A 17,689-nucleotide genomic window follows, 5' to 3' on the forward strand; every position below is an offset into this window, starting at 1 on the left:
CGCCGCCGCCAGGGCCGCCGGCCGCGCGCCGAGGACGGGGACCGGCGCCAGCGCGAGGCCGGCCGCGATCAGGGGGGCGGCGAGGCTCGGCGCGCCGTCGGCCGCCGCGAAGTAGACCAGGATCCCGCCGCCGAAGGCCACCGCCAGCCAGGGGAACAGCCGGCGCTGCTCGGCCTCGCGGGCGAGGCCGGCGACGACCCATTCGCGGAGCGCCGGGAGGGCGGCCAGGAGGGCGGCCAAGAGGGCGGCGGGAAGGGCTCGGGCGCGCGGGCCGATCAGCGCGACCGCGCCGTCCGCCCGCCTCGCGCCGATCCGCCGCATCGCCGCCGCCCCGCTCCGCGCGACCTGTCATCGGGGCCGGGCGATTCTGCGGGCGATTCTTAACGCATCCGCCGGCCCGTGCTACAGCGGGTTCTTCGTGCTACGGGCGCCCTGTCGAGCCCCTCGCCGCTCCGCCGCCCCTTCGCCGTCCGTCGCGCCCCGTCCGCGACCAGCCCCGGAACATACCGGACCGATGTCCTCAGCCGTCGTCACGCGCTTCGCCCCCTCGCCCACGGGTTACCTGCATATCGGCGGGGCCCGCACGGCCTTGTTCAACTGGCTCTACGCCCGCCACACCGGCGGCACGATGCTGCTGCGCATCGAGGACACCGACCGCGAGCGCTCCACCAAGGGGGCGATTGACGCGATCCTCGACGGCCTCTCCTGGCTCGGCCTCGACTGGGACGGCGACGTGGTCTTCCAGTTCGCCCGCGCCGAGCGCCACCGCGCGGTCGCCGAGCAGCTGCTGGCCGCGGGCCGCGCCTATCACTGCTACGCCACCGCCGAGGAGCTCACGCAGATGCGCGAGACCGCCCGCGCGGAGGGGCGCGCTCCGCGCTACGACGGCCGCTGGCGCGACCGCGACCCGTCCGAGGCCCCCGCCGGGGTCAAGCCGGTGATCCGCCTGCGCGCCCCGACCGAGGGCGAGACCGTGGTCGAGGACGCCGTCCAGGGCCGCGTGACCTGGGCCAACAAGGACCTCGACGACCTCGTCCTGCTGCGCTCGGACGGGACGCCGACCTACATGCTCGCCGTCGTGGTCGACGACCACGACATGGGCGTCACGCAGATCATCCGCGGCGACGACCACCTCACCAACGCGGCGCGCCAGAGCCAGATCTTCTCGGCCCTCGGCTGGGACATCCCGAGGATGGCGCATATCCCGCTGATCCACGGAGCGGACGGGGCCAAGCTCTCGAAGCGCCACGGCGCGCTCGGCGTCGAGGCCTACCGCGATCTCGGCTACCTGCCGGCGGCCCTGCGCAACTACCTCGTGCGGCTCGGCTGGAGCCACGGCGACCAGGAGGTCTTCTCCACCGACGAGATGGTCGCGGCCTTCGACCTCGGCGCAGTCGGACGCTCCGCGGCGCGGTTCGACTTCGCCAAGCTCGCCAACCTCAACGGCCTCTACATCCGCACCAGCGCCGATTCCGACCTCGTCGCGGCGATCGAGACCATCCTGCCCAACGTCGGGCCGGAGCGCGGCCTGTCGGCGCCGCTGCGGCCCGATCTCAAGGACAAGCTCATCCAGGCCATGCCGGGCCTGAAGGAGCGGGCCAAGACGCTGATCGAGCTCCTCGACAGCGCCTACTACCTCTACGCCCAGCGGCCCCTGGCGCTCGACGACAAGGCCCGCGCCCTCCTCTCCGACGAGGGGCGCGGCCGCCTCGCCGGGGTGCGGCCGGTGCTCGAGGCGCTGCCCGACTGGAGCGCGGCCTCCACCGAGGGCGCGGTGCGGCAGTACGCGGAATCGGCCGGCTGCAAGCTCGGGCAGGTGGCCCAGCCCCTGCGCGCGGCGCTCACCGGCCGCACCACCTCCCCGCCCCTGTTCGACGTGATGGCGGTGCTCGGCCGGGAGGAAACCCTGGCGCGCCTCGGGGATCAGGCGCCGCAGGGCTGAGGCCGGGCCGAGGCGGGACGAGGCAGGGACGAGGCGAGGCTGGGACCGCCGCGCGCGGACCGGGACCGGACAGGGAACTGCCGGCCCCGGCCCGGATTGCGTTGGGTGGAAATCGGTTGGCGGAATTCGCTTGGCGACGGGGGCGGGTTGTCACCGACCCCGTTGCTGCTGCACTGCCGTTTGGGTAACCCATGGCTGTGAGCACCCGCAGCATAATGCGCGTGCTCAGGCCCCCGGGACCGACTCGGGCAGCCCGAGGCCGGCATCCGCCACGTCGCCAGAGAAGGGTCCACGATCCATGAGCGCACCCAGCACCATCACCGTGGACGGCAAGTCGATCGAGCTGCCGGTGAAATCCGGCACGATCGGGCCGGACGTGATCGATATCGGCAAGCTCTACGCCCAGACCGGCGCCTTCACCTTCGACCCGGGCTTCACCTCGACGGCCTCGTGCGAGTCGAAGATCACCTACATCGACGGTGACGAGGGCGTGCTGCTCTACCGCGGCTACCCGATCGAGCAGCTCGCCGAGAAGGGCGACTTCCTCGAGACCTGCTACCTGATGCTGTTCGGCGCCCTGCCGACCGCCGCCCAGCGGGCCGATTTCGAGTACCGGGTCACGCGCCACACCATGGTGCACGACCAGATGAACCGGTTCTTCACCGGCTTCCGCCGCGACGCGCACCCGATGGCCGTCATGGTCGCCTCGGTGGGCGCCCTGTCGGCCTTCTACCACGATTCCACCGACATCACGGACGAGAGCCAGCGGCTGATCGCGTCGATCCGCATGATCGCCAAGATGCCGACGCTCGCCGCGATGGCCTACAAGTACTCGATCGGCCAGCCCTTCGTGTACCCGAAGAACGACCTCGACTATACCTCGAACTTCCTGCGCATGTGCTACGCGGTGCCGTGCGAGGAGTACGAGGTGAACCCGGTCTTCGCCCGGGCACTCGACAAGATCTTCATCCTGCACGCCGACCACGAGCAGAACGCCTCGACCTCGACGGTGCGGCTCGCCGGCTCCTCGGGCGCCAACCCCTTCGCCTGCATCGCGGCCGGCATCGCCTGCCTATGGGGCCCGGCCCATGGCGGCGCCAACGAGGCGGCCCTCAAGATGCTGATGGAGATCGGCACCCCCGAGAATGTCAGCAAGTACGTCGCCAAGGCCAAGGACAAGAACGACCCGTTCCGCCTGATGGGCTTCGGCCACCGCGTCTACAAGAACTACGACCCGCGCGCGCGGATCATGCAGAACACCACGCACCAGGTGCTGAAGGAGCTCGGCAAGACCGACGACCCGCTGCTCCACGTCGCCATGGAGCTGGAGCAGATCGCGCTCAAGGACGAGTACTTCATCGAGAAGAAGCTCTACCCGAACATCGACTTCTACTCGGGCATCACCCTCAAGGCGATGGGCTTCCCCACCGACATGTTCACGGTGCTGTTCGCGGTGGCCCGCACCGTCGGCTGGATCGCCCAGTGGGCCGAGATGATCGAGGACCCGTCGCAGAAGATCGGCCGTCCGCGCCAGCTCTACGTCGGTCCGGCCCAGCGCGACTACGTGGCCGTGGACCAGCGCGGCTGAGGCGGGACCACCTGCCCCGGGAAGCGTCGAGCGGAGCGGCCGAGAGGCCGCCCTTCGCGTTCGCGGAGGTGGTCGAACGCCGCCTGCCCGTCCGGCCGCCCTACGACTGGCCGGCGATCCGCGCGTTCCTCGCCAAGCGGGCGATCCCGGGCGTCGAGACGACGGATCCCGCGGCTTCCTACGCGCGCACGATCAGCGTCGCGGGGCGGCACGGGCTCCTGACGGTGGCACCGGGCGCGGACTGCCTGCGCGTCGCCCTGCGCGGCGTCGAGGCCGGGCACGAAGAGGCCGTCGCGGGACGTCTGCGCCGCCTGTTCGACTGCGACGCCGACCCGGCCGCCGTCGCGGCCTGCCTCGGCGGGGATCCGGTCCTGGCCCCGCTCGTCGCGGCCCGGCCGGGTCTGCGCCTGCCGGGGGCCTGGGACCCGTTCGAGACCGGCTGCCGGGCGATCCTCGGCCAGCAGGTGTCGGTGGCGGCCGCGATCGGCCTCGCGGGCAGGCTGGTGGCGGCGTTCGGGACGCCGCTGGCGGAGCCGGCCGGCGGTCTGACCCACGTGTTTCCCGCGCCGACCGATCTGGTCGAGGCGGATGTCGCGCTGGCGCTCAACATGCCGCGGGCCCGCGGCGCGGCGATCCGGGCGCTGGCCGCGGCGGCGCTGGCCGATCCGGACCTGTTCGCCCCGGCGGAGTCGCTCGAGGCCGCGGTGCTGCGCTTCACGGCGATCCGCGGGATCGGTCCCTGGACGGCGCAGTACATCGCCATGCGGGCGCTCAAGTTGCCGGACGCCCTGCCGGTGGGCGATGTCGGGCTGCTGCGGGCGCTGGAGGGGGCCACCGGGCGTCCGAGCCCGGCGGCGCTCCTGGCCCGGGCCGAGGCGTGGCGGCCGTATCGCGCCTACGCGGCGCAGCACCTCTGGGCGGCGGACGAAGCGTCCGCGACGGGGCGATGAGGCGACCGAGAGGTTCATGTTCCGCATCGCCGATATCGGCTAAGCTTGCGGCCGGCCGGGGGGCTCAGGTTCGATGTCGGAAGCGGACAGCGAAGCGCGCGACACGCTTGTTGCGAACGAGCGGATCAAGTTCACGGCCACCTACGCCAACGGCCTCGCGGTCGCGATCTTCGCCGTCGGCGGTTTCGCGCCGTTCATCTCGACTGCCCTGTCGGATCGTCCGCACTTCGCGCCCGTGCTAATCGCCATGGTGGTTTGCTGGATCATGAGTGGCGCCATACATTGGGCTGTGAGGCGCGCATTGCGGAACCTTCGCCCATGACGACAGCTCAGCTTCTTCTCCTGCTCGCGGTTCCGATCGGCGGCGGCGTGCTAGCCTTCGGTGCGCTCTGGCTCGCCCAGCGGGTGCATTGAGGACTGGGCTTCCGCACCGCGGGAACCGTTCCAGACACTCCCAATCGCGCCCGCATCTCGAGGGGCGGCGGAGCCGCCTCGAAGGCGGGCTCCAGGGATTGCGCGGCTGACCGGAGGTCTCCCCCCGAGGCGACTCCTCTCCGGCATCTCAGGATGAGGTGGTGGTTCGGGAATCCTTCACCCGCCGCGGCTCCTCACCGCCCGAAACGCTCGAATTTCGGGAAGCTGCGCGCCATCATCAGCCCGACCTCGGCGCGGTGGCCGAGCCACTTCTCCAGCACCGATGCGTTGGCGAGCCGGCCCTCGGCCGAGCCGTCCTGCCAGGGCAGGCCGTCGGCGAGCTTGAACACGTGCGCGTCGAGGAGCTTCCCGCTGCGGCAGCGCTGCAGCCGGACCCCCTTGCCGCGGGCGAGCTCCGCCACCTCGGAGACCGGGAAGACCAGCAGCAGCTTCTCGGTGTTCACCACCGCCACGTGATCGCCGTCGGCCGGCACCAGCACGGCGGCCGTGGCGTCGCCGTCGAGGCCGAGCACGCTCTTGCCCTTGCGGGTGTTGGCCACGAGCGCGTCGGCGGGCGCCACGAAGCCGCGCCCGTCCGAGCCGGCGATCAGCAGCTTGGTCTCCGGCCGGTAGGGCAGCGCCGCCACGATCTCGGTGCCGTCGTCGAGGTCGGCCATCAGCCGGACCGGGTCGCCGAAGCCGCGGCCGCCCGGCAGCTTCGAGGCCTCGAGCGTGAACACCTTGCCGTTGGTGGCGAGCAGCAGGATCTTCTGGGTCGTCTCGGTCGGGAAGGCGATCTTCAGGGTGTCGTCACCCTTGAACGCGACGCCCGAGAGATCGGCGACGTGGCCCTTGAGCGCCCGGATCCAGCCCTTGGTCGAGACGATCACGGTGATCGGCTCGCGCTCGACCAGGGCCGCCGTGAAGTCGATGCCGCCGACATCCGGCGGGCTCGCCAGCGTCGTGCGGCGCTTGCCGAGCTTGGTCTCGGGCCCGAAGGTCTTCTTTACCGCGCGGATCTGCGCCTGGATCGCCTTCCACTGCGCCGGCTCGGAGGCGAGCAGCGCGTCGATCTCGGCCTTCTCGGCGGTCAGCGCCTCGAACTCGCGCTTCAGCTCCATCTCCTCCAGCTTGCGCAGGGAGCGTAGCCGAGTGTCGAGGATGGCGTTGGCCTGCACCTCGGTCAGCTCGAACCGGGCCATGAGGGCGGCCTTCGGCTCGTCCTCCTCGCGGATGATGCGGATCACCTCGTCGAGGTCGAGATAGACGATGAGCAGGCCGCCCAGGATCTCCAGGCGGCGGTCGATCTGGCCGAGGCGGTAGCGCGAGCGGCGCTGCAGCACCACGCGGCGGTGGTCGACCCACTCGCGCAGGCACTCGGCGAGGCCGATCACCTTCGGTACGAGGCCCCCGACCAGGACGTTGAGGTTGAGCGGGATGCGGGTCTCGAGTTCCGTGAGCCGGAACAGCGATTCCATCAGGATCACCGGGTCGACCGTGCGCGAGCGCGGCTCCAGCACCACGCGCACGTCCTCGGCCGACTCGTCGCGCACGTCGGCGAGCAGCGGCAGCTTCTTCTCCTGCAGCAGCTCGGCCATCTTCTCGATGAGCCGGCCCTTCGGGATACCGTAGGGGATCTCGGTGACGACGATGTTCCACGTGCCGCGGCCGAGATCCTCCTTGGCCCAGCGGGCGCGGACCCGGAAGGCGCCGCGCCCGGTCCGGTAGGCCTCGGCGATCGACTCGGCCGAGTCGACGAGGATGCCGCCGGTCGGGAAGTCCGGGCCCTGCACGAACTTGGCGAGCTGGCCCGAGGTCGCCTCGGGGTGGTTGATCAGGTAGAGCGCCGCGTCGCACAGCTCGGCCGCGTTGTGCGGCGGGATCGAGGTCGCCATGCCGACCGCGATGCCCTGGCTGCCGTTGGCGAGCAGGTTCGGGAAGGCCGCCGGCAGCACGACCGGCTCCTCCTTCTCGCCGTTATACGAGGGCCGGAAGTCGACCGTGTCCTCGTCGATCCCGTCGAGCAGGAGGCGCGCGACCTCGGTGAGCCGCGCCTCGGTGTAGCGGTAGGCGGCCGGGCCGTCGCCGTCGATGTTGCCGAAATTGCCCTGGCCGTCGACCAGCGGGTAGCGCTGGGCGAAGTCCTGCGAGAGCCGCACCAGTGCGTCGTAGATCGCCTGGTCGCCGTGGGGGTGGAAATCGCCCATCACGTCGCCGACGATCTTGGCGCACTTCTTGTGCGCGGTGGTCGGGTCGAGGCGCAGCAGCCGCATCCCGTACAGGATGCGCCGGTGCACGGGCTTCAGCCCGTCGCGGGCATCCGGCAGGGCCCGGTGCATGATCGTGGAGAGCGCGTAGGCGAGGTAGCGCTCCTCCAGCGCGGATTTCAGCTCGACGCTCTCGATCCCGTCGCCGGACGGCGGCTCGAAGGGCTGGCCCATGACGGCTCCTCACTACAACGTCTTCACCGCGCGCCGTCATTCCGGGGCCGCGCAGCGGGGCCCGGAATCCAGAGCCGCCGACGTCCCGCGCGTGCGCGCGGACGGTGGTTCTGGATTCCGGACGCGCCTCCGGCACCCGAACGACGGCCAGGCATTAAGAACAGAACACGAACATTACCCGGCCTCGCGGCCGAGCGCAACGAATCGCGCCCGCTCCTCGGGCGGCCCGAGGCCGCGGGGGCCCCAGACGTGCCGGTCGAGGAAGTACCCCGTCAAGGTAAACCCTTGGGCAACGCCGTCGGGACCCGGGGACCCGCCCGCGTGCAGGAAGGTCGGGAGCGCCAGGAGGCGGTCCCGGTAGGGCTCGCCGGCCGAGGCGCTGACCGCCCGGCCGCTCTTCGGCGACACGTAGGCCAGGGCGTCGTTGCCGCCGGTGGCGGCGCAGGCGGTGAGGTCGAGGCCGAAGCCGAGTTCCGACAGGATCGCCAGCTCGAACCGCACCATCAGGGGCGGGGCGATGGCGGGGTCGTCGAGGTGCTCGATCAGGATCCCCGCCGCCGCGTAGAGCGCCGGATGCGGGTCGCGCTCGGGGAGCAGCCGCAGCAGGGCCGCCATGTGGTTCATGCCGTAGAGGGCGAGGCTCGACCCGATCAGCCGCGAGACCTGTGACTCGAGGGGCTCGACCGCGTAGGCGCCGAGACCCTCGTCGAGGCGCGCCCGCCACGTCACGCGGACCCGGTTCCCGGCCTGCAGCACGGGCTGCATCCGGCGCGAGCGCCCACCGTGCACGAGGCCGAGATGGCGCCCGTGGGCCTCGGTCATGGCCTCGAGGATGACGCCGGTCTCCCCGTGCCGGCGCAGGCCGAGCACCAGGGCGTCGTCGGTCCACTGCATCGAACGTCGCGTCTTCCTGTGAGGGGGGCGGTGAGCGGCGCGCGCCGCGCGTGCCCAACATATAGGGAGTCGCCGGCCCCGGCGCTGCCCCGCGCGGTGCCCAGCCTCGGGCAGCCTTGGCCGCGTAGCGAGGACCGATGCCGCCCCGCGCCGCCCTCGCCGCCCTTCTGGTCCTCCTCGCCGCCGGGGCGCAGGCCGCGCCGCGCGCACCGAAGCCCGCTGCCGAGGCCGACCCCTCCCCGGCCCTCCTCCGCCGGATCGCCGCCCTGGCGCTGAGGCAGGTCGATTTCGGCGCGGTCTCGCTGCTGCCGGTTCGGTTCGCGGGCAGCCGGATCGCCGGGCCGATCGCGGAGGGCGGCCGAGTGATCTACTGCGTGTCGGGCCGGATGTACGGCCGGACCTTCGGCAAGCCCGAGCGCCCGAGGGTGGCGCTGCGCTACGACAACGACCGGCTCACGGTGCTCGACGACGACGAGGTCTGCACCGGGCACCGCACCCGGCCCTTCCCCGAACTCGACGCGCTGGGCAACAAGCCGTGAGGCCCGGGCGTTGAGGGCCCATGCCCGCCGCGTCCGTCCGCACCCTCGACCTCAGCCTCGACCTGATCGCCCGCGCCCATTCCGTCCCGATCCCCGACGACCCGAGCGCGCTCGAGGTTCTGTCGGACGCGGAGCTGCGCCCGGGGCTCGACGCGATCGTCGCCGGGCGCGAGGGCAGCGACCTCTGGGTCTTCGCCTACGGCTCGCTGATGTGGAACCCGGAATTCCCGGTGGCCGAGCGCCGGATCGGGACGGTGCGCGGCTTCCACCGCCGCTTCTGCCTGCTCCAGCGGCGGTTCCGCGGCACGCCGGAACGACCGGGCTTCGTCCTGGCGCTGGACCGCGGCGGCCTGTGCCGGGGCGTGGCCTTCCGCCTGCCCGGCATGGAGATCCGCGAGGCGCTGATGCCGGTCTGGCGCCGCGAGATGCGCGGCCGCGGCTACGTCGCCCGCTGGCTGCCGGTGGCCACCGAGGCCGGGACCGTCCCGGCCCTGACCTTCCTGGCGAACCGCGCCAGCGACCGCTACGCCGGGCGCCTCTCGGATTCCAAGATCGCCGAGAAGATCGCCGCGGCCTGCGGCCACAAGGGGCCGAGCGCCGAGTACCTGTTCCGGACCGTGGAGGCCTGCGAGCGCCTCGGCATCCGCGACCGCCACCTCTGGAGCCTCCAGGCCCTCGTGGCCGCGCGCCTCAGGGCCTGCGCGCCCGGGGCGTGAGACCGTCTCCTGTCGAGCGCGTCGGTGCAGCCGTGCTCGCGAGGACGGTCGCGTCGACCGGGCAGCGGTTCAGATCCAGGCCCGCTTGGTCGCGACCACGAGGCGCCCGCCGCCGTGCTCCGCGTCCGGATTGCGCGGCTCCCGGATGCCGGGGGCGCGGCCGGTGGTGACGTAGACGAGGAGGGTGAGGACGAGCAGGATCTTCGTGCGCATGGCGACGCTCAAGGTTGAGCGTCGGTGCATAGGAACGATCGGTTTTTACCGAGTTGCTGCAGTGCACGCGAAGGCGTCGGCGGCCGATTCCCTGCGGACGTGGTGAACGGAGGGTTGCGATGCGGCCGCGATCGTCTATGCCGCCGGCCCGTGATGTCCACAGGCGGAGGATAGGATGCGGCTCCGGATCGGCGTGGCCCTGGCGGTGGTCGTCATCGCCGCCGTTGCTCTGCTTGCCGGGCCGCTGAGCCGCGGCGACAGCCTGTCCGACATCCTGACCGGCCGGACTCCCCTGCTCGCCGGCAGCGCCCGGGCGCCCGGCGGCAGCGCGGACCTGACCGGCACCGCGACCCTCGCGGCGGACCAGCGGCCGGCGACCCTGCACGTCGCCTGCGATCCGGGCGGCACCGGCCTGTCGGCGGCGCTGACCGTGCCGCGCTTCGCCGAGCTGGCGCCGCGCTTCGATTTCGCGGGCCTCGAAGGGGCCGACAGCGAGAAGCCCCTGACCGGCCTCCTGGTCTCCAGCGCCGGCAGCGTGCGCTCCGTGCGCATGCCGGTCCGCGGCGCCGCGATCGGGGCCGACGCGGGCTTCACGCTGACGGTGGCGGGCGCGCGCCGCGGCGAGGATCCGCTGCGCGGGGCCGCCCTGGCCCTCGTCCAGCCCGGCACCAAGCTGACCTGGACGCAGGCGAGCCCGCGCGGCGAGGACCCGACCCTGACGGCCACGTTCACGGTGACGGAGGCCGACGCCGCCGCGCTGAAGGGCGCCCTGAGCGGCTGCCTCGCGGCGCCGTTCTAGAGTCGCGATCGCGGCGGTCGGCCATCCCGGCCCGTTCGTCGCGGCCGCAGCGCACCAGAGCCGGTCAACCGGCGTGGCTGATCCCCTCGATGGCGCGGATGCGCGGCACGGCGAAATCGGTGAACGCGCGGACGACCGGGCGCATGTGGCGGACGGACGGGTAGACCAGATAGGCGTCCGTCGAGCGCACCTCGTACGCGGGCAGGACGCGGACGAGGTGGCCGGCCGCCAAGTCCTGGGCGACCAGCAGGTGCTGGACCGGGCCCATGTACCGTCCCGCGCGCAGTTCGGCCAACAGCACCTCCGCGCTGTTGGTCCGCAGGGCCGGACGGACGGCGAGGCTCAGCGTCTCGCGCCCGTGCTGGAGAACGAGCGTGTTCCGGTCGTCCAGGGCCGACGTGGTCGTCACGAGGGCCCGGTCGGCGATCTGCCCGGGCGCGTCGATGCCGCCGGCCCGCGCCAAGTATGCCGGGGCGGCGACCAGGATGCGGCGCACCCGGCCGAGCCGCCGCGTCACGACGTCCTGCCCGTGGGGCCGGCCGTAGCGGAGCGCGAGGTCGTAATCCTCGTAGACGAGGTCGATCAGCCGGTTGTCCAGCACGAGATCGACCGTGACCCGCGGATTCTCGGCCTGGAACGACGCCACGATGCGGTGCAGATGGGCCGCCCCGATGCAGGCGGGCGCGTGCAGCCGCAGCCGGCCTTCGATGCGGCCGGCCTCGGTGCGGGCATCTTCCAGGGCGGCGTCGATCGTGGCGAGCGCGGGCTGACAGGCCGCGTAGAGACGCTGGCCCTGCTGGGTCGGACGCACCAGCCGAGCGGACCGTTCGAGGAGCCGCGCGCCGACCTGGGCCTCCAGATTGCGCAGATGCTTGCTGATCGCCGGCTGCGACACCGCGAGGTCGCGCGCGGCCGCGGTCATCGAGCCGCGCTCGACGGTCCGGAGGAACGCGCGCAGGGCCAGCGTCAGATCCATAGATGCCATCCGGTTATGGGTGCGATCACCCCATAGCCGATGGACGGGGCGGCCGCGTGGCGGTTCTGTGCGTCGTTGCCAGACCTTGGAGCGCAGTAACGATGTTTCCGACCCGCCGCAGCCTGCTCGCCGGCACGCCCCTGCTCGTCGCCGGCTGCGTCACCCGCGAGCCGCGCCCCGTCGCCGCGCTGCGCCCAGCCGTAGACCCGGCCTACACGGCCCTCTACGCCGCGCTCGACGGCGAGCCCTTCCCCGTGCCGGCGGTGGACCTGTCCGCGATAGACCCGCGCTTCCTGCGCCGGGAAGTGGCCTACGCCACGGCCGAGCCGCCGGGCACGATCGTGGTCGATCCTTCGGCGCGCTACGCCTACCTCGTGCGCGAGGGCGGGCGCGCCATCCGCTACGGCGTGGGCGTCGGTCGCGATGAGGCGTTCAACTTCCGAGGCGCGGCCGTCATCGCCCGCAAGGCCGAATGGCCGCGCTGGACGCCGACGCACGCCATGATCAAGCGGGAGCCCGAGCGCTACGGGCCCTATGCCGGCGGCCTGCCCGGCGGGGCCGGCAATCCGCTCGGTTCGCGGGCGCTCTACCTCTATCGGGACGGAGCCGACACGCTCTACCGCCTGCACGGCACCACGGAGCCGCAGACCATCGGCACGATGGTGTCGTCGGGCTGCGTGCGGTTCCTGAACCAGGACATCATCGACCTGTACGCCCGCGTGCCGGCGGGGAGCCGGGCGGTGGTGCTGGCGGCCAGCGGGACGGCGGCGAGCTGAGGGCCTCGACGGGCACGCACCTACAATTCCCGGCGACAGAACTCACAGAAGCCCACCCGTCCTTGCGAGCGGAGCGAAGCAACCCGGTGTCGCGCGCCCTCATCGAGCGTGGCGCGTCCCTGGATCGCTTCGCTCCGCTCGCGAAGACGGCGCGGGCCGACCGAACCCACAGGAGCTCGGTATCAGCCGCCCCTCAGCTCACCTCCACCTGCACCACCCCGGGCACGGTCCGGAGCTGGCCGGCGAGCGCCGGGCTCGCCTGGAACTTGCCCGGGAGCCGGATCTCCACCTCGCGCTCGCCGCCGTCGAGCCTGAGGATCAGCGAGACCTCGCTCTCGCCCCGCATCGACAGGCGCTGCTGCACGGGGGCGACGCCGCGCGGGTCGCTCAGATGGATGCGGATGCCCTTCTGGTGGCGGGCGACCGCCTGGTCGAGGGGTTCCGCGGTGAGGATGCGGGCGCGCACGTCCTCGCCCTCCAGGTTCGCCTGGAGCTGCAGAACCAGCGGTCGGCCCGGTTCCAGGATGTCGCGGTACTGGCCGAGCCCCTCGGAGAAGATGATCGCCTCGAAATGCGCGGTCCGGTCCGACAGGGTGACGATGCCCATCTTGTTGCCGGTCTTGGTCCGCCGCTCCGCCCGGTCGAGCACCGAGGCCGCCACGCGGCCGACGCTCGACGTCCCGGCCCGCACGGCGCGGCAGAAATCCGTCCAGCTCTGCACCCGCAACTTGTCCAAGAGGTCGCCGTACTCGTCGAGCGGGTGGCCCGAGATGAAGAAGCCGATCGCCGCGTACTCGCGCTTGAGCGTGTCGGCCATCGGCCAGATCTCGTGGGGCGGGATCCGCAGGGACACGTCGTCCGCCACCACGCCGCCGAACATGTCGGTGACGCCGGCCGATTCCGCCTCCGCCGCGCTGGCGGCGAGCTTCATCATCGGCTCCACCGCCGCGAAGGCGCGCGCGCGGTCGGGCTCGATGCAGTCGAGCGCCCCGGCCTGGACGAGGCTCTCCAGGGTGCGCTTGTTGATCATCCGCGGGTTCAGCCGGCGGGCGAGGCAGGCGAGGTCCTTGAACGGCCGGTCGCCGCGGGCCTCCACCAGCGCCCGCACCGCCTCGCGGCCGACGCCCTTGATGGCCGCCAGCGCGTAGAAAATCTTGCCGTCGCGCACCGCGAACACCTCGCCGGAGGTGTTGATCGAGGGCGGCTCGACCGTGATCTTCAGGCGCTGCGCGTCCTGGCGGAATTCGGCCAGCTTGTCGGTGTTGTCGATGTCGAGGGTCATGGCGGCGGCCAGGAACTCGACCGGGAAGTTCGCCTTCAGGTAGGCGGTCTGGTAGGTCAGCAGCGCGTAGGCCGCCGCGTGGCTCTTGTTGAAGCCGTAATCGGCGAACTTGGCGAGCAGGTCGAAGATCTCGTTCGCCTTGGCCTTGGTCAGCCCGCGCTCGGTGCAGCCCTTGAGGAACCGGTCGCGCTGCGCGTCCATCTCGGCGCGGATCTTCTTGCCCATGGCGCGCCGGAGCATGTCAGCCTCGCCGAGCGAGTAGCCGGCGAGCACCTTGGCGATCTCCATCACCTGTTCCTGGTAGACGATGATGCCGAAGGTCTCCTTCAGCATCGGCTCCAGCTTCGGGTCCGGGTACCAAGACGCCTCGTTGCCGGCGTCGCGGCCGAGCTTGCGCTCGCAGTAGACCGGGATGTTGGCCATCGGGCCCGGCCGGTAGAGCGCCACCAGGGCGATGATGTCCTCCAGCCGGTCGGCCTGCATCTCGCAGAGCGCCTTGCGCATGCCGGCCGATTCCACCTGGAACACGCCGACCGTCTCGCCCCGGCCCATCGGCCCGTAGGTGTTCGGGTCGTCGAGCGGCAGCGAGGCGAGGTCGATGTCGATGCCGCGCTGCTTCAGGAGGTCCGTGCAGCAGCGCAGCATAGTGAGGGTCTTGAGGCCCAGGAAGTCGAACTTCACCAGCCCCGCCTGCTCGACCCACTTCATGTTGAACTGGGTGACCCGCATGCCGGTCTTCGGGTCCCGGTAGAGCGGGACCAGCTCTTCGAGCGGCCGGTCGCCGATCACCACGCCGGCGGCGTGGGTCGAGGCGTGGCGGTGCAGGCCCTCCAGCTTCTTGGAGATGTCGATGAGGCGGCCGACGATCGGCTCCTCCTCCATGGCCTGCTGGAACTTGGGCTCGCCCTCGATCGCCTGGGCGAGCGTCACCGGGTTGGCCGGGTTCTGCGGCACGAGCTTGGTCAGCTTGTCGACCTGGCCGTAGGGCATCTCGAGGACGCGGCCGACGTCGCGCAGCACGCCGCGGGCGAGCAGCGTGCCGAAGGTGATGATCTGCCCGACCTGCCCCTCGCCGTAGCGCTGCTGCACGTAGCGGATCACCCGCTCGCGGCCCTCGACGCAGAAGTCGATGTCGAAATCCGGCATCGAGACGCGCTCGGGGTTGAGGAAGCGCTCGAACAGCAGGCCGAAGCGGAGCGGGTCGAGGTCGGTGATGAGCAGCGACCACGCCACCAGCGAGCCGGCGCCGGAGCCGCGGCCCGGACCCACCGGGATGTCGTGGTCCTTGGCCCACTTGATGAAGTCGGAGACGATCAGGAAGTAGCCCGGGAACTTCATCTTGACGATGACGTCGAGCTCGAACTCGAGGCGCTTGCGGTAATCCTCCTCGGAGAAGCCCGGCGCCGTGCCGTGCTGCTTCAGGCGCAGCTCCAGCCCGGCCTCGGCCTGCCGGCGCAGCTCGGTCGGCTCGTCGGCCGAGACCGCCCGCGCGCCCGCGTCGGACGCCTCCGCCAGGGCCTCCGCCATGGGCGGCGTCTCGCCGGCCGCCACGGCGCCGAAATTCGGCAGGATCGGCTTGCGGGTCCGCGCCCGGACGGCGCAGCGCATGGCGATCTCGACCGTGGCCTGGAGCGCGTCCGGCAGGTCGCGGAACAGCTCGGCCATCTCGGCCCGGGTCTTGAAGGCGTGGCTCGGCGTCAGGCGGCGGCGGCGCTCGTCCGAGACGAGGCGGCCCTCCGCGATGGCGAGCAGCGCGTCGTGGGCGTCGTAATCGTCGGGCTTGGCGAAGTAGGGCTCGTTCGTCGCCACGATCCCGAGGCCGTGGCGGCCGGCGAGGTCGAGCAGCGCGGTCTCGATCCGCGCCTCCTCGGACTGGCCGTGGCGCTGGATCTCCACATAGAGCCGGTCCTCGCCGAAGGTCTCCTTCAGGCGCTTCAGGCGGTTGAGGGCGAGCTCCGGCCGGCCCGCCCGGAAGGCCGCGTCGAGGGGGCCCGCCATCCCGCCGGTGAGCGCGATCAGCCCCTCGGAGGCGCCCGCGAGCGCTCCGGCATCGAGGCGCGGCGCCTCGCCGAGGGCCGTGTCGAAATAGGCGCGGCTCGCCAGCCGCAGCAGATTGGCGTAGCCGGTCTCGTCCTGGGCGAGGAGCACGACGCCGTGGCTGGTCGGCGCCTGGCGCTGGTGCGGGTCCGCGGCCTCGAACGCCACCGAGAGCTGCACGCCGGCGATCGGCTGGACGCCCTCCCCGGCCGCCTTCTCGGAGAATTCCAGCGCGCCGAACAGGTTGTTGGTGTCGGTCAGGGCCAGGGCCGGCTGCCTGTCGGCGACCGCCGCCTTGATCAGGGAGCCGACCTTCAGCGCCCCTTCGAGCAGGGAATAGGACGAGTGGACGTGGAGGTGGACGAATCCGACCTCCTTGAGCTGGCGTGGCATGGCCGACCTTGTTCCAGGGTCGGGCAGCATCCCCGCTCGCCGGCCTCAAGTCGACGTGCGCCGCGCCGCCGGAGGACGATATCCACCGGTCGTGCCCCGGAAGCACCAGTTCGGCCCGGCCCTGTGGACAATCGGCGCCCGCGGGGCGATCGCCTGTGCATAACCCGTCCGCGGACGGAACCGGGCGGTCTTCGGAAAAATCCGGCTAACGAACCGGTGCCAAGGCTATCGCCCAGGCGCCCACCGCCGCGAATAGCATCCCGAACGCCATGAACTCGACCATTCCGGTCAGGATCACCCGCTTCAGCATCGACCTGCCTCCTGTGTTCCAGCCCTAGTATGTTCATGTTTTGTTCTATGTGAAGGGTCCGCGGGTCACAGGACGGCCCCGTTTCTTCGACAGGGTAAAAAGTGTCTTGATGCGGATCGGGCGGGCTGGCATGCCCCCGCCTTCGAGACGAGCTCGTCACCGGCTGGGGAGTTCGAAGGAGCAAGCCATTCCCGCGCACCGGACGGTCGAACGGTTCGACGTCGCCCTCGTGGCCGTCGGCACACACGGCGATGTGCTTCCGTTCATCGCGCTGGGGCACGAGCTCCTGAAGCGCGGCCACGGCGTCTCGCTGGCCGCCCCGGCCCCGTTCGAGGCGATGGCCCGCCGGGCCGGCCTCGCCTTCCAGCCCCTGGGCACGGTCGCGGATTACGAGGCGGTGATCCGCCAGCCGGACCTGTGGCACCCGCAGCAGGGGTTCCGCCCGATGTTCGATTACGCCCTGCGGGTGGCCGAGCCGGCCTGCCTGTGGCTCGGCGCGACCCGCGCCCGGGGGATCGACCTGCGGGTGGTCGCCTCGCCGCTGGGCTGGGGGGCGCGGCTCGCGCAGGACCTCTACGATCTGCCGACCGCGACGCTGCACGTCATGCCGTTCCTGATCGAGAGCCGGTACGATCCGCCGCGTCTGCCGGGCCTGCCGCTGCCGCGCGTCCTGCCGGCCGCCCTGCGGGCCTACGTGAATCTCGGCGTCGACAAGGTGGCGGTCGGCCCGTTCACCCTCCCGCCGCTGAACGCCCTGCGGGCGCGTCTCGGCCTCGATCCGGTCTACCGGCTGCGGCACTGGTGGAACAGCCCGACCGGCATGCTCCTGATGTTCCCCGACTGGTACGCGGAGCCGCAGGCCGACTGGCCGGGCCAGGCGGTGCAGCTCGGCTTCCCGCTGGTCGACCGGTTCGGCGACGTGGCGTCCATGCCGCCGGAGCTGGAGGCGTTCCTCGAGGCGGGCGACCCGCCGATCGTGTTCACCTACGGCTCGGCCATGCGCCAGGGCGCCGGCTTCTTCGACACCGCGGTGCGGCTGTGCCGGCGCATGGGGCGGCGCGGCGTCCTGCTCGCCCCGCAGGGAGGGCAGATCCCGAAGCCGCTGCCGGCCGGGATCATCCACCTGCCCTACGCCCCCCTGAGCGCCCTGCTGCCGCGCAGCGCGGCGCTGGTCCACCACGGCGGCGTCGGCACGGTGGCGCAGGCGCTGGCCGCGGGCGTCCCGCAGCTGGTGGTGCCCGTGGCCTTCGACCATTTCGACGAGGGGCGGCGGCTGAAGGATCGGGATCTCGGCGCCACCCTGAGCCGCCGCGCCTTCCGGCCCGCGCGGGCGGCGCGGGTCCTCGGCCGGCTGCTCGCCGACCCCGCGGTGGCGCGGGCCTGCGCGGCGGCCCGGGCGCGGATGGCCGACGGCCGCGA

General features: G+C 72.1%; 14 protein-coding genes and 1 pseudogene. 9 read left to right on the top strand and 6 right to left on the bottom strand.

From position 1 onward, the window contains the following. A pseudogene (locus ACLBYE_RS24480) lies at positions 1–321 on the bottom strand (ComEC/Rec2 family competence protein); the annotation flags it as partial. Positions 322–514: 193 nt separating this feature from the next. On the opposite strand from ACLBYE_RS24480, the gene gltX reads away from it, so the two are divergent. The 4 genes from gltX to ACLBYE_RS24500 all read left to right on the top strand — a co-directional run bounded on the left by gltX (position 515) and on the right by ACLBYE_RS24500 (position 4,802). Then, positions 515–1,942, top strand: coding sequence for a glutamate--tRNA ligase (gltX, locus tag ACLBYE_RS24485; protein WP_447696162.1), 1,428 nt, complete (start codon positions 515–517; stop codon positions 1,940–1,942). A 298-nt stretch (positions 1,943–2,240) separates the two neighbouring features. Beyond that, a complete protein-coding gene (gltA, locus tag ACLBYE_RS24490; RefSeq protein WP_447696163.1) occupies positions 2,241–3,530 on the top strand; it encodes a citrate synthase in 1,290 nt (429 codons plus the stop codon). Positions 3,531–3,598: 68 nt separating this feature from the next. Further along, entirely contained in the window at positions 3,599–4,480 is an 882-nt protein-coding gene (locus ACLBYE_RS24495) for a DNA-3-methyladenine glycosylase family protein (RefSeq protein WP_447696164.1), read from the top strand. Positions 4,481–4,553: 73 nt separating this feature from the next. Beyond that, a complete protein-coding gene (locus ACLBYE_RS24500; RefSeq protein ID WP_020092265.1) occupies positions 4,554–4,802 on the top strand; it encodes a hypothetical protein in 249 nt (82 codons plus the stop codon). 286 nt (positions 4,803–5,088) lie between these two features. Here the strand turns inward: ACLBYE_RS24500 and parC are convergent, their stop codons facing one another. Both parC and recO read right to left on the bottom strand, forming a co-directional pair. Next, positions 5,089–7,335 carry a DNA topoisomerase IV subunit A gene (parC, locus tag ACLBYE_RS24505; RefSeq protein WP_447696165.1) on the bottom strand — a complete coding sequence of 749 codons (2,247 nt, stop codon included), beginning with the start codon at positions 7,333–7,335 and terminating at the stop codon, positions 5,089–5,091. A 174-nt stretch (positions 7,336–7,509) separates the two neighbouring features. After that, a complete protein-coding gene (gene recO / locus ACLBYE_RS24510) occupies positions 7,510–8,229 on the bottom strand; it encodes a DNA repair protein RecO (protein ID WP_447696166.1) in 720 nt (239 codons plus the stop codon). A gap of 137 nt (positions 8,230–8,366) precedes the next feature. Between recO and ACLBYE_RS24515 the strand changes: the two genes are divergently transcribed. After that, complete coding sequence (locus ACLBYE_RS24515; RefSeq protein WP_447696167.1) at positions 8,367–8,768, top strand: hypothetical protein; 402 nt, start codon at positions 8,367–8,369, stop codon at positions 8,766–8,768. A gap of 20 nt (positions 8,769–8,788) precedes the next feature. Then, positions 8,789–9,484: a gamma-glutamylcyclotransferase gene (locus ACLBYE_RS24520; RefSeq protein WP_447696168.1), complete on the top strand. Its 696-nt coding sequence runs from the start codon at positions 8,789–8,791 to the stop codon at positions 9,482–9,484. 69 nt (positions 9,485–9,553) lie between these two features. On the opposite strand, the gene ACLBYE_RS24525 is transcribed toward ACLBYE_RS24520, so the two are convergent. Continuing rightward, a complete protein-coding gene (locus ACLBYE_RS24525; protein WP_020092259.1) occupies positions 9,554–9,697 on the bottom strand; it encodes a hypothetical protein in 144 nt (47 codons plus the stop codon). Between the two features lie 175 nt (positions 9,698–9,872). On the opposite strand from ACLBYE_RS24525, the gene ACLBYE_RS24530 reads away from it, so the two are divergent. Continuing rightward, positions 9,873–10,496: a hypothetical protein gene (locus tag ACLBYE_RS24530; protein WP_447696169.1), complete on the top strand. Its 624-nt coding sequence runs from the start codon at positions 9,873–9,875 to the stop codon at positions 10,494–10,496. A 64-nt stretch (positions 10,497–10,560) separates the two neighbouring features. Here the strand turns inward: ACLBYE_RS24530 and ACLBYE_RS24535 are convergent, their stop codons facing one another. Next, positions 10,561–11,472: a LysR substrate-binding domain-containing protein gene (locus ACLBYE_RS24535; RefSeq protein WP_447696170.1), complete on the bottom strand. Its 912-nt coding sequence runs from the start codon at positions 11,470–11,472 to the stop codon at positions 10,561–10,563. A gap of 101 nt (positions 11,473–11,573) precedes the next feature. Between ACLBYE_RS24535 and ACLBYE_RS24540 the strand changes: the two genes are divergently transcribed. Next, positions 11,574–12,248, top strand: coding sequence for a L,D-transpeptidase (locus tag ACLBYE_RS24540; protein WP_447696171.1), 675 nt, complete (start codon positions 11,574–11,576; stop codon positions 12,246–12,248). A gap of 193 nt (positions 12,249–12,441) precedes the next feature. On the opposite strand, the gene dnaE is transcribed toward ACLBYE_RS24540, so the two are convergent. Next, positions 12,442–15,960, bottom strand: coding sequence for a DNA polymerase III subunit alpha (gene dnaE, locus ACLBYE_RS24545; RefSeq protein ID WP_447696172.1), 3,519 nt, complete (start codon positions 15,958–15,960; stop codon positions 12,442–12,444). A gap of 539 nt (positions 15,961–16,499) precedes the next feature. Between dnaE and ACLBYE_RS24550 the strand changes: the two genes are divergently transcribed. Continuing rightward, positions 16,500–17,689, top strand: a 1,190-nt coding sequence (locus ACLBYE_RS24550; protein WP_447696173.1) for a glycosyltransferase, incomplete at its 3' end; no start/stop codon positions are given.

The organism is Methylobacterium sp. A52T (assembly GCF_053346095.1).

What these genes read in the sequence shown, in the direction of transcription:
- gltX (WP_447696162.1), top strand. Translation starts at nt 515, where the DNA reads ATGTCCTCAGCCGTCGTCACGCGCTTCGCCCCCTCGCCCACGGGTTAC.
- gltA (WP_447696163.1), top strand. Translation starts at nt 2,241, where the DNA reads ATGAGCGCACCCAGCACCATCACCGTGGACGGCAAGTCGATCGAGCTG.
- ACLBYE_RS24500 (WP_020092265.1), top strand. Translation starts at nt 4,554, where the DNA reads ATGTCGGAAGCGGACAGCGAAGCGCGCGACACGCTTGTTGCGAACGAG.
- parC (WP_447696165.1), bottom strand. Translation starts at nt 7,335, where the DNA reads ATGGGCCAGCCCTTCGAGCCGCCGTCCGGCGACGGGATCGAGAGCGTC.
- recO (WP_447696166.1), bottom strand. Translation starts at nt 8,229, where the DNA reads ATGCAGTGGACCGACGACGCCCTGGTGCTCGGCCTGCGCCGGCACGGG.
- ACLBYE_RS24515 (WP_447696167.1), top strand. Translation starts at nt 8,367, where the DNA reads ATGCCGCCCCGCGCCGCCCTCGCCGCCCTTCTGGTCCTCCTCGCCGCC.
- ACLBYE_RS24520 (WP_447696168.1), top strand. Translation starts at nt 8,789, where the DNA reads ATGCCCGCCGCGTCCGTCCGCACCCTCGACCTCAGCCTCGACCTGATC.
- ACLBYE_RS24525 (WP_020092259.1), bottom strand. Translation starts at nt 9,697, where the DNA reads ATGCGCACGAAGATCCTGCTCGTCCTCACCCTCCTCGTCTACGTCACC.
- ACLBYE_RS24530 (WP_447696169.1), top strand. Translation starts at nt 9,873, where the DNA reads ATGCGGCTCCGGATCGGCGTGGCCCTGGCGGTGGTCGTCATCGCCGCC.
- ACLBYE_RS24535 (WP_447696170.1), bottom strand. Translation starts at nt 11,472, where the DNA reads ATGGATCTGACGCTGGCCCTGCGCGCGTTCCTCCGGACCGTCGAGCGC.
- ACLBYE_RS24540 (WP_447696171.1), top strand. Translation starts at nt 11,574, where the DNA reads ATGTTTCCGACCCGCCGCAGCCTGCTCGCCGGCACGCCCCTGCTCGTC.
- dnaE (WP_447696172.1), bottom strand. Translation starts at nt 15,960, where the DNA reads ATGCCACGCCAGCTCAAGGAGGTCGGATTCGTCCACCTCCACGTCCAC.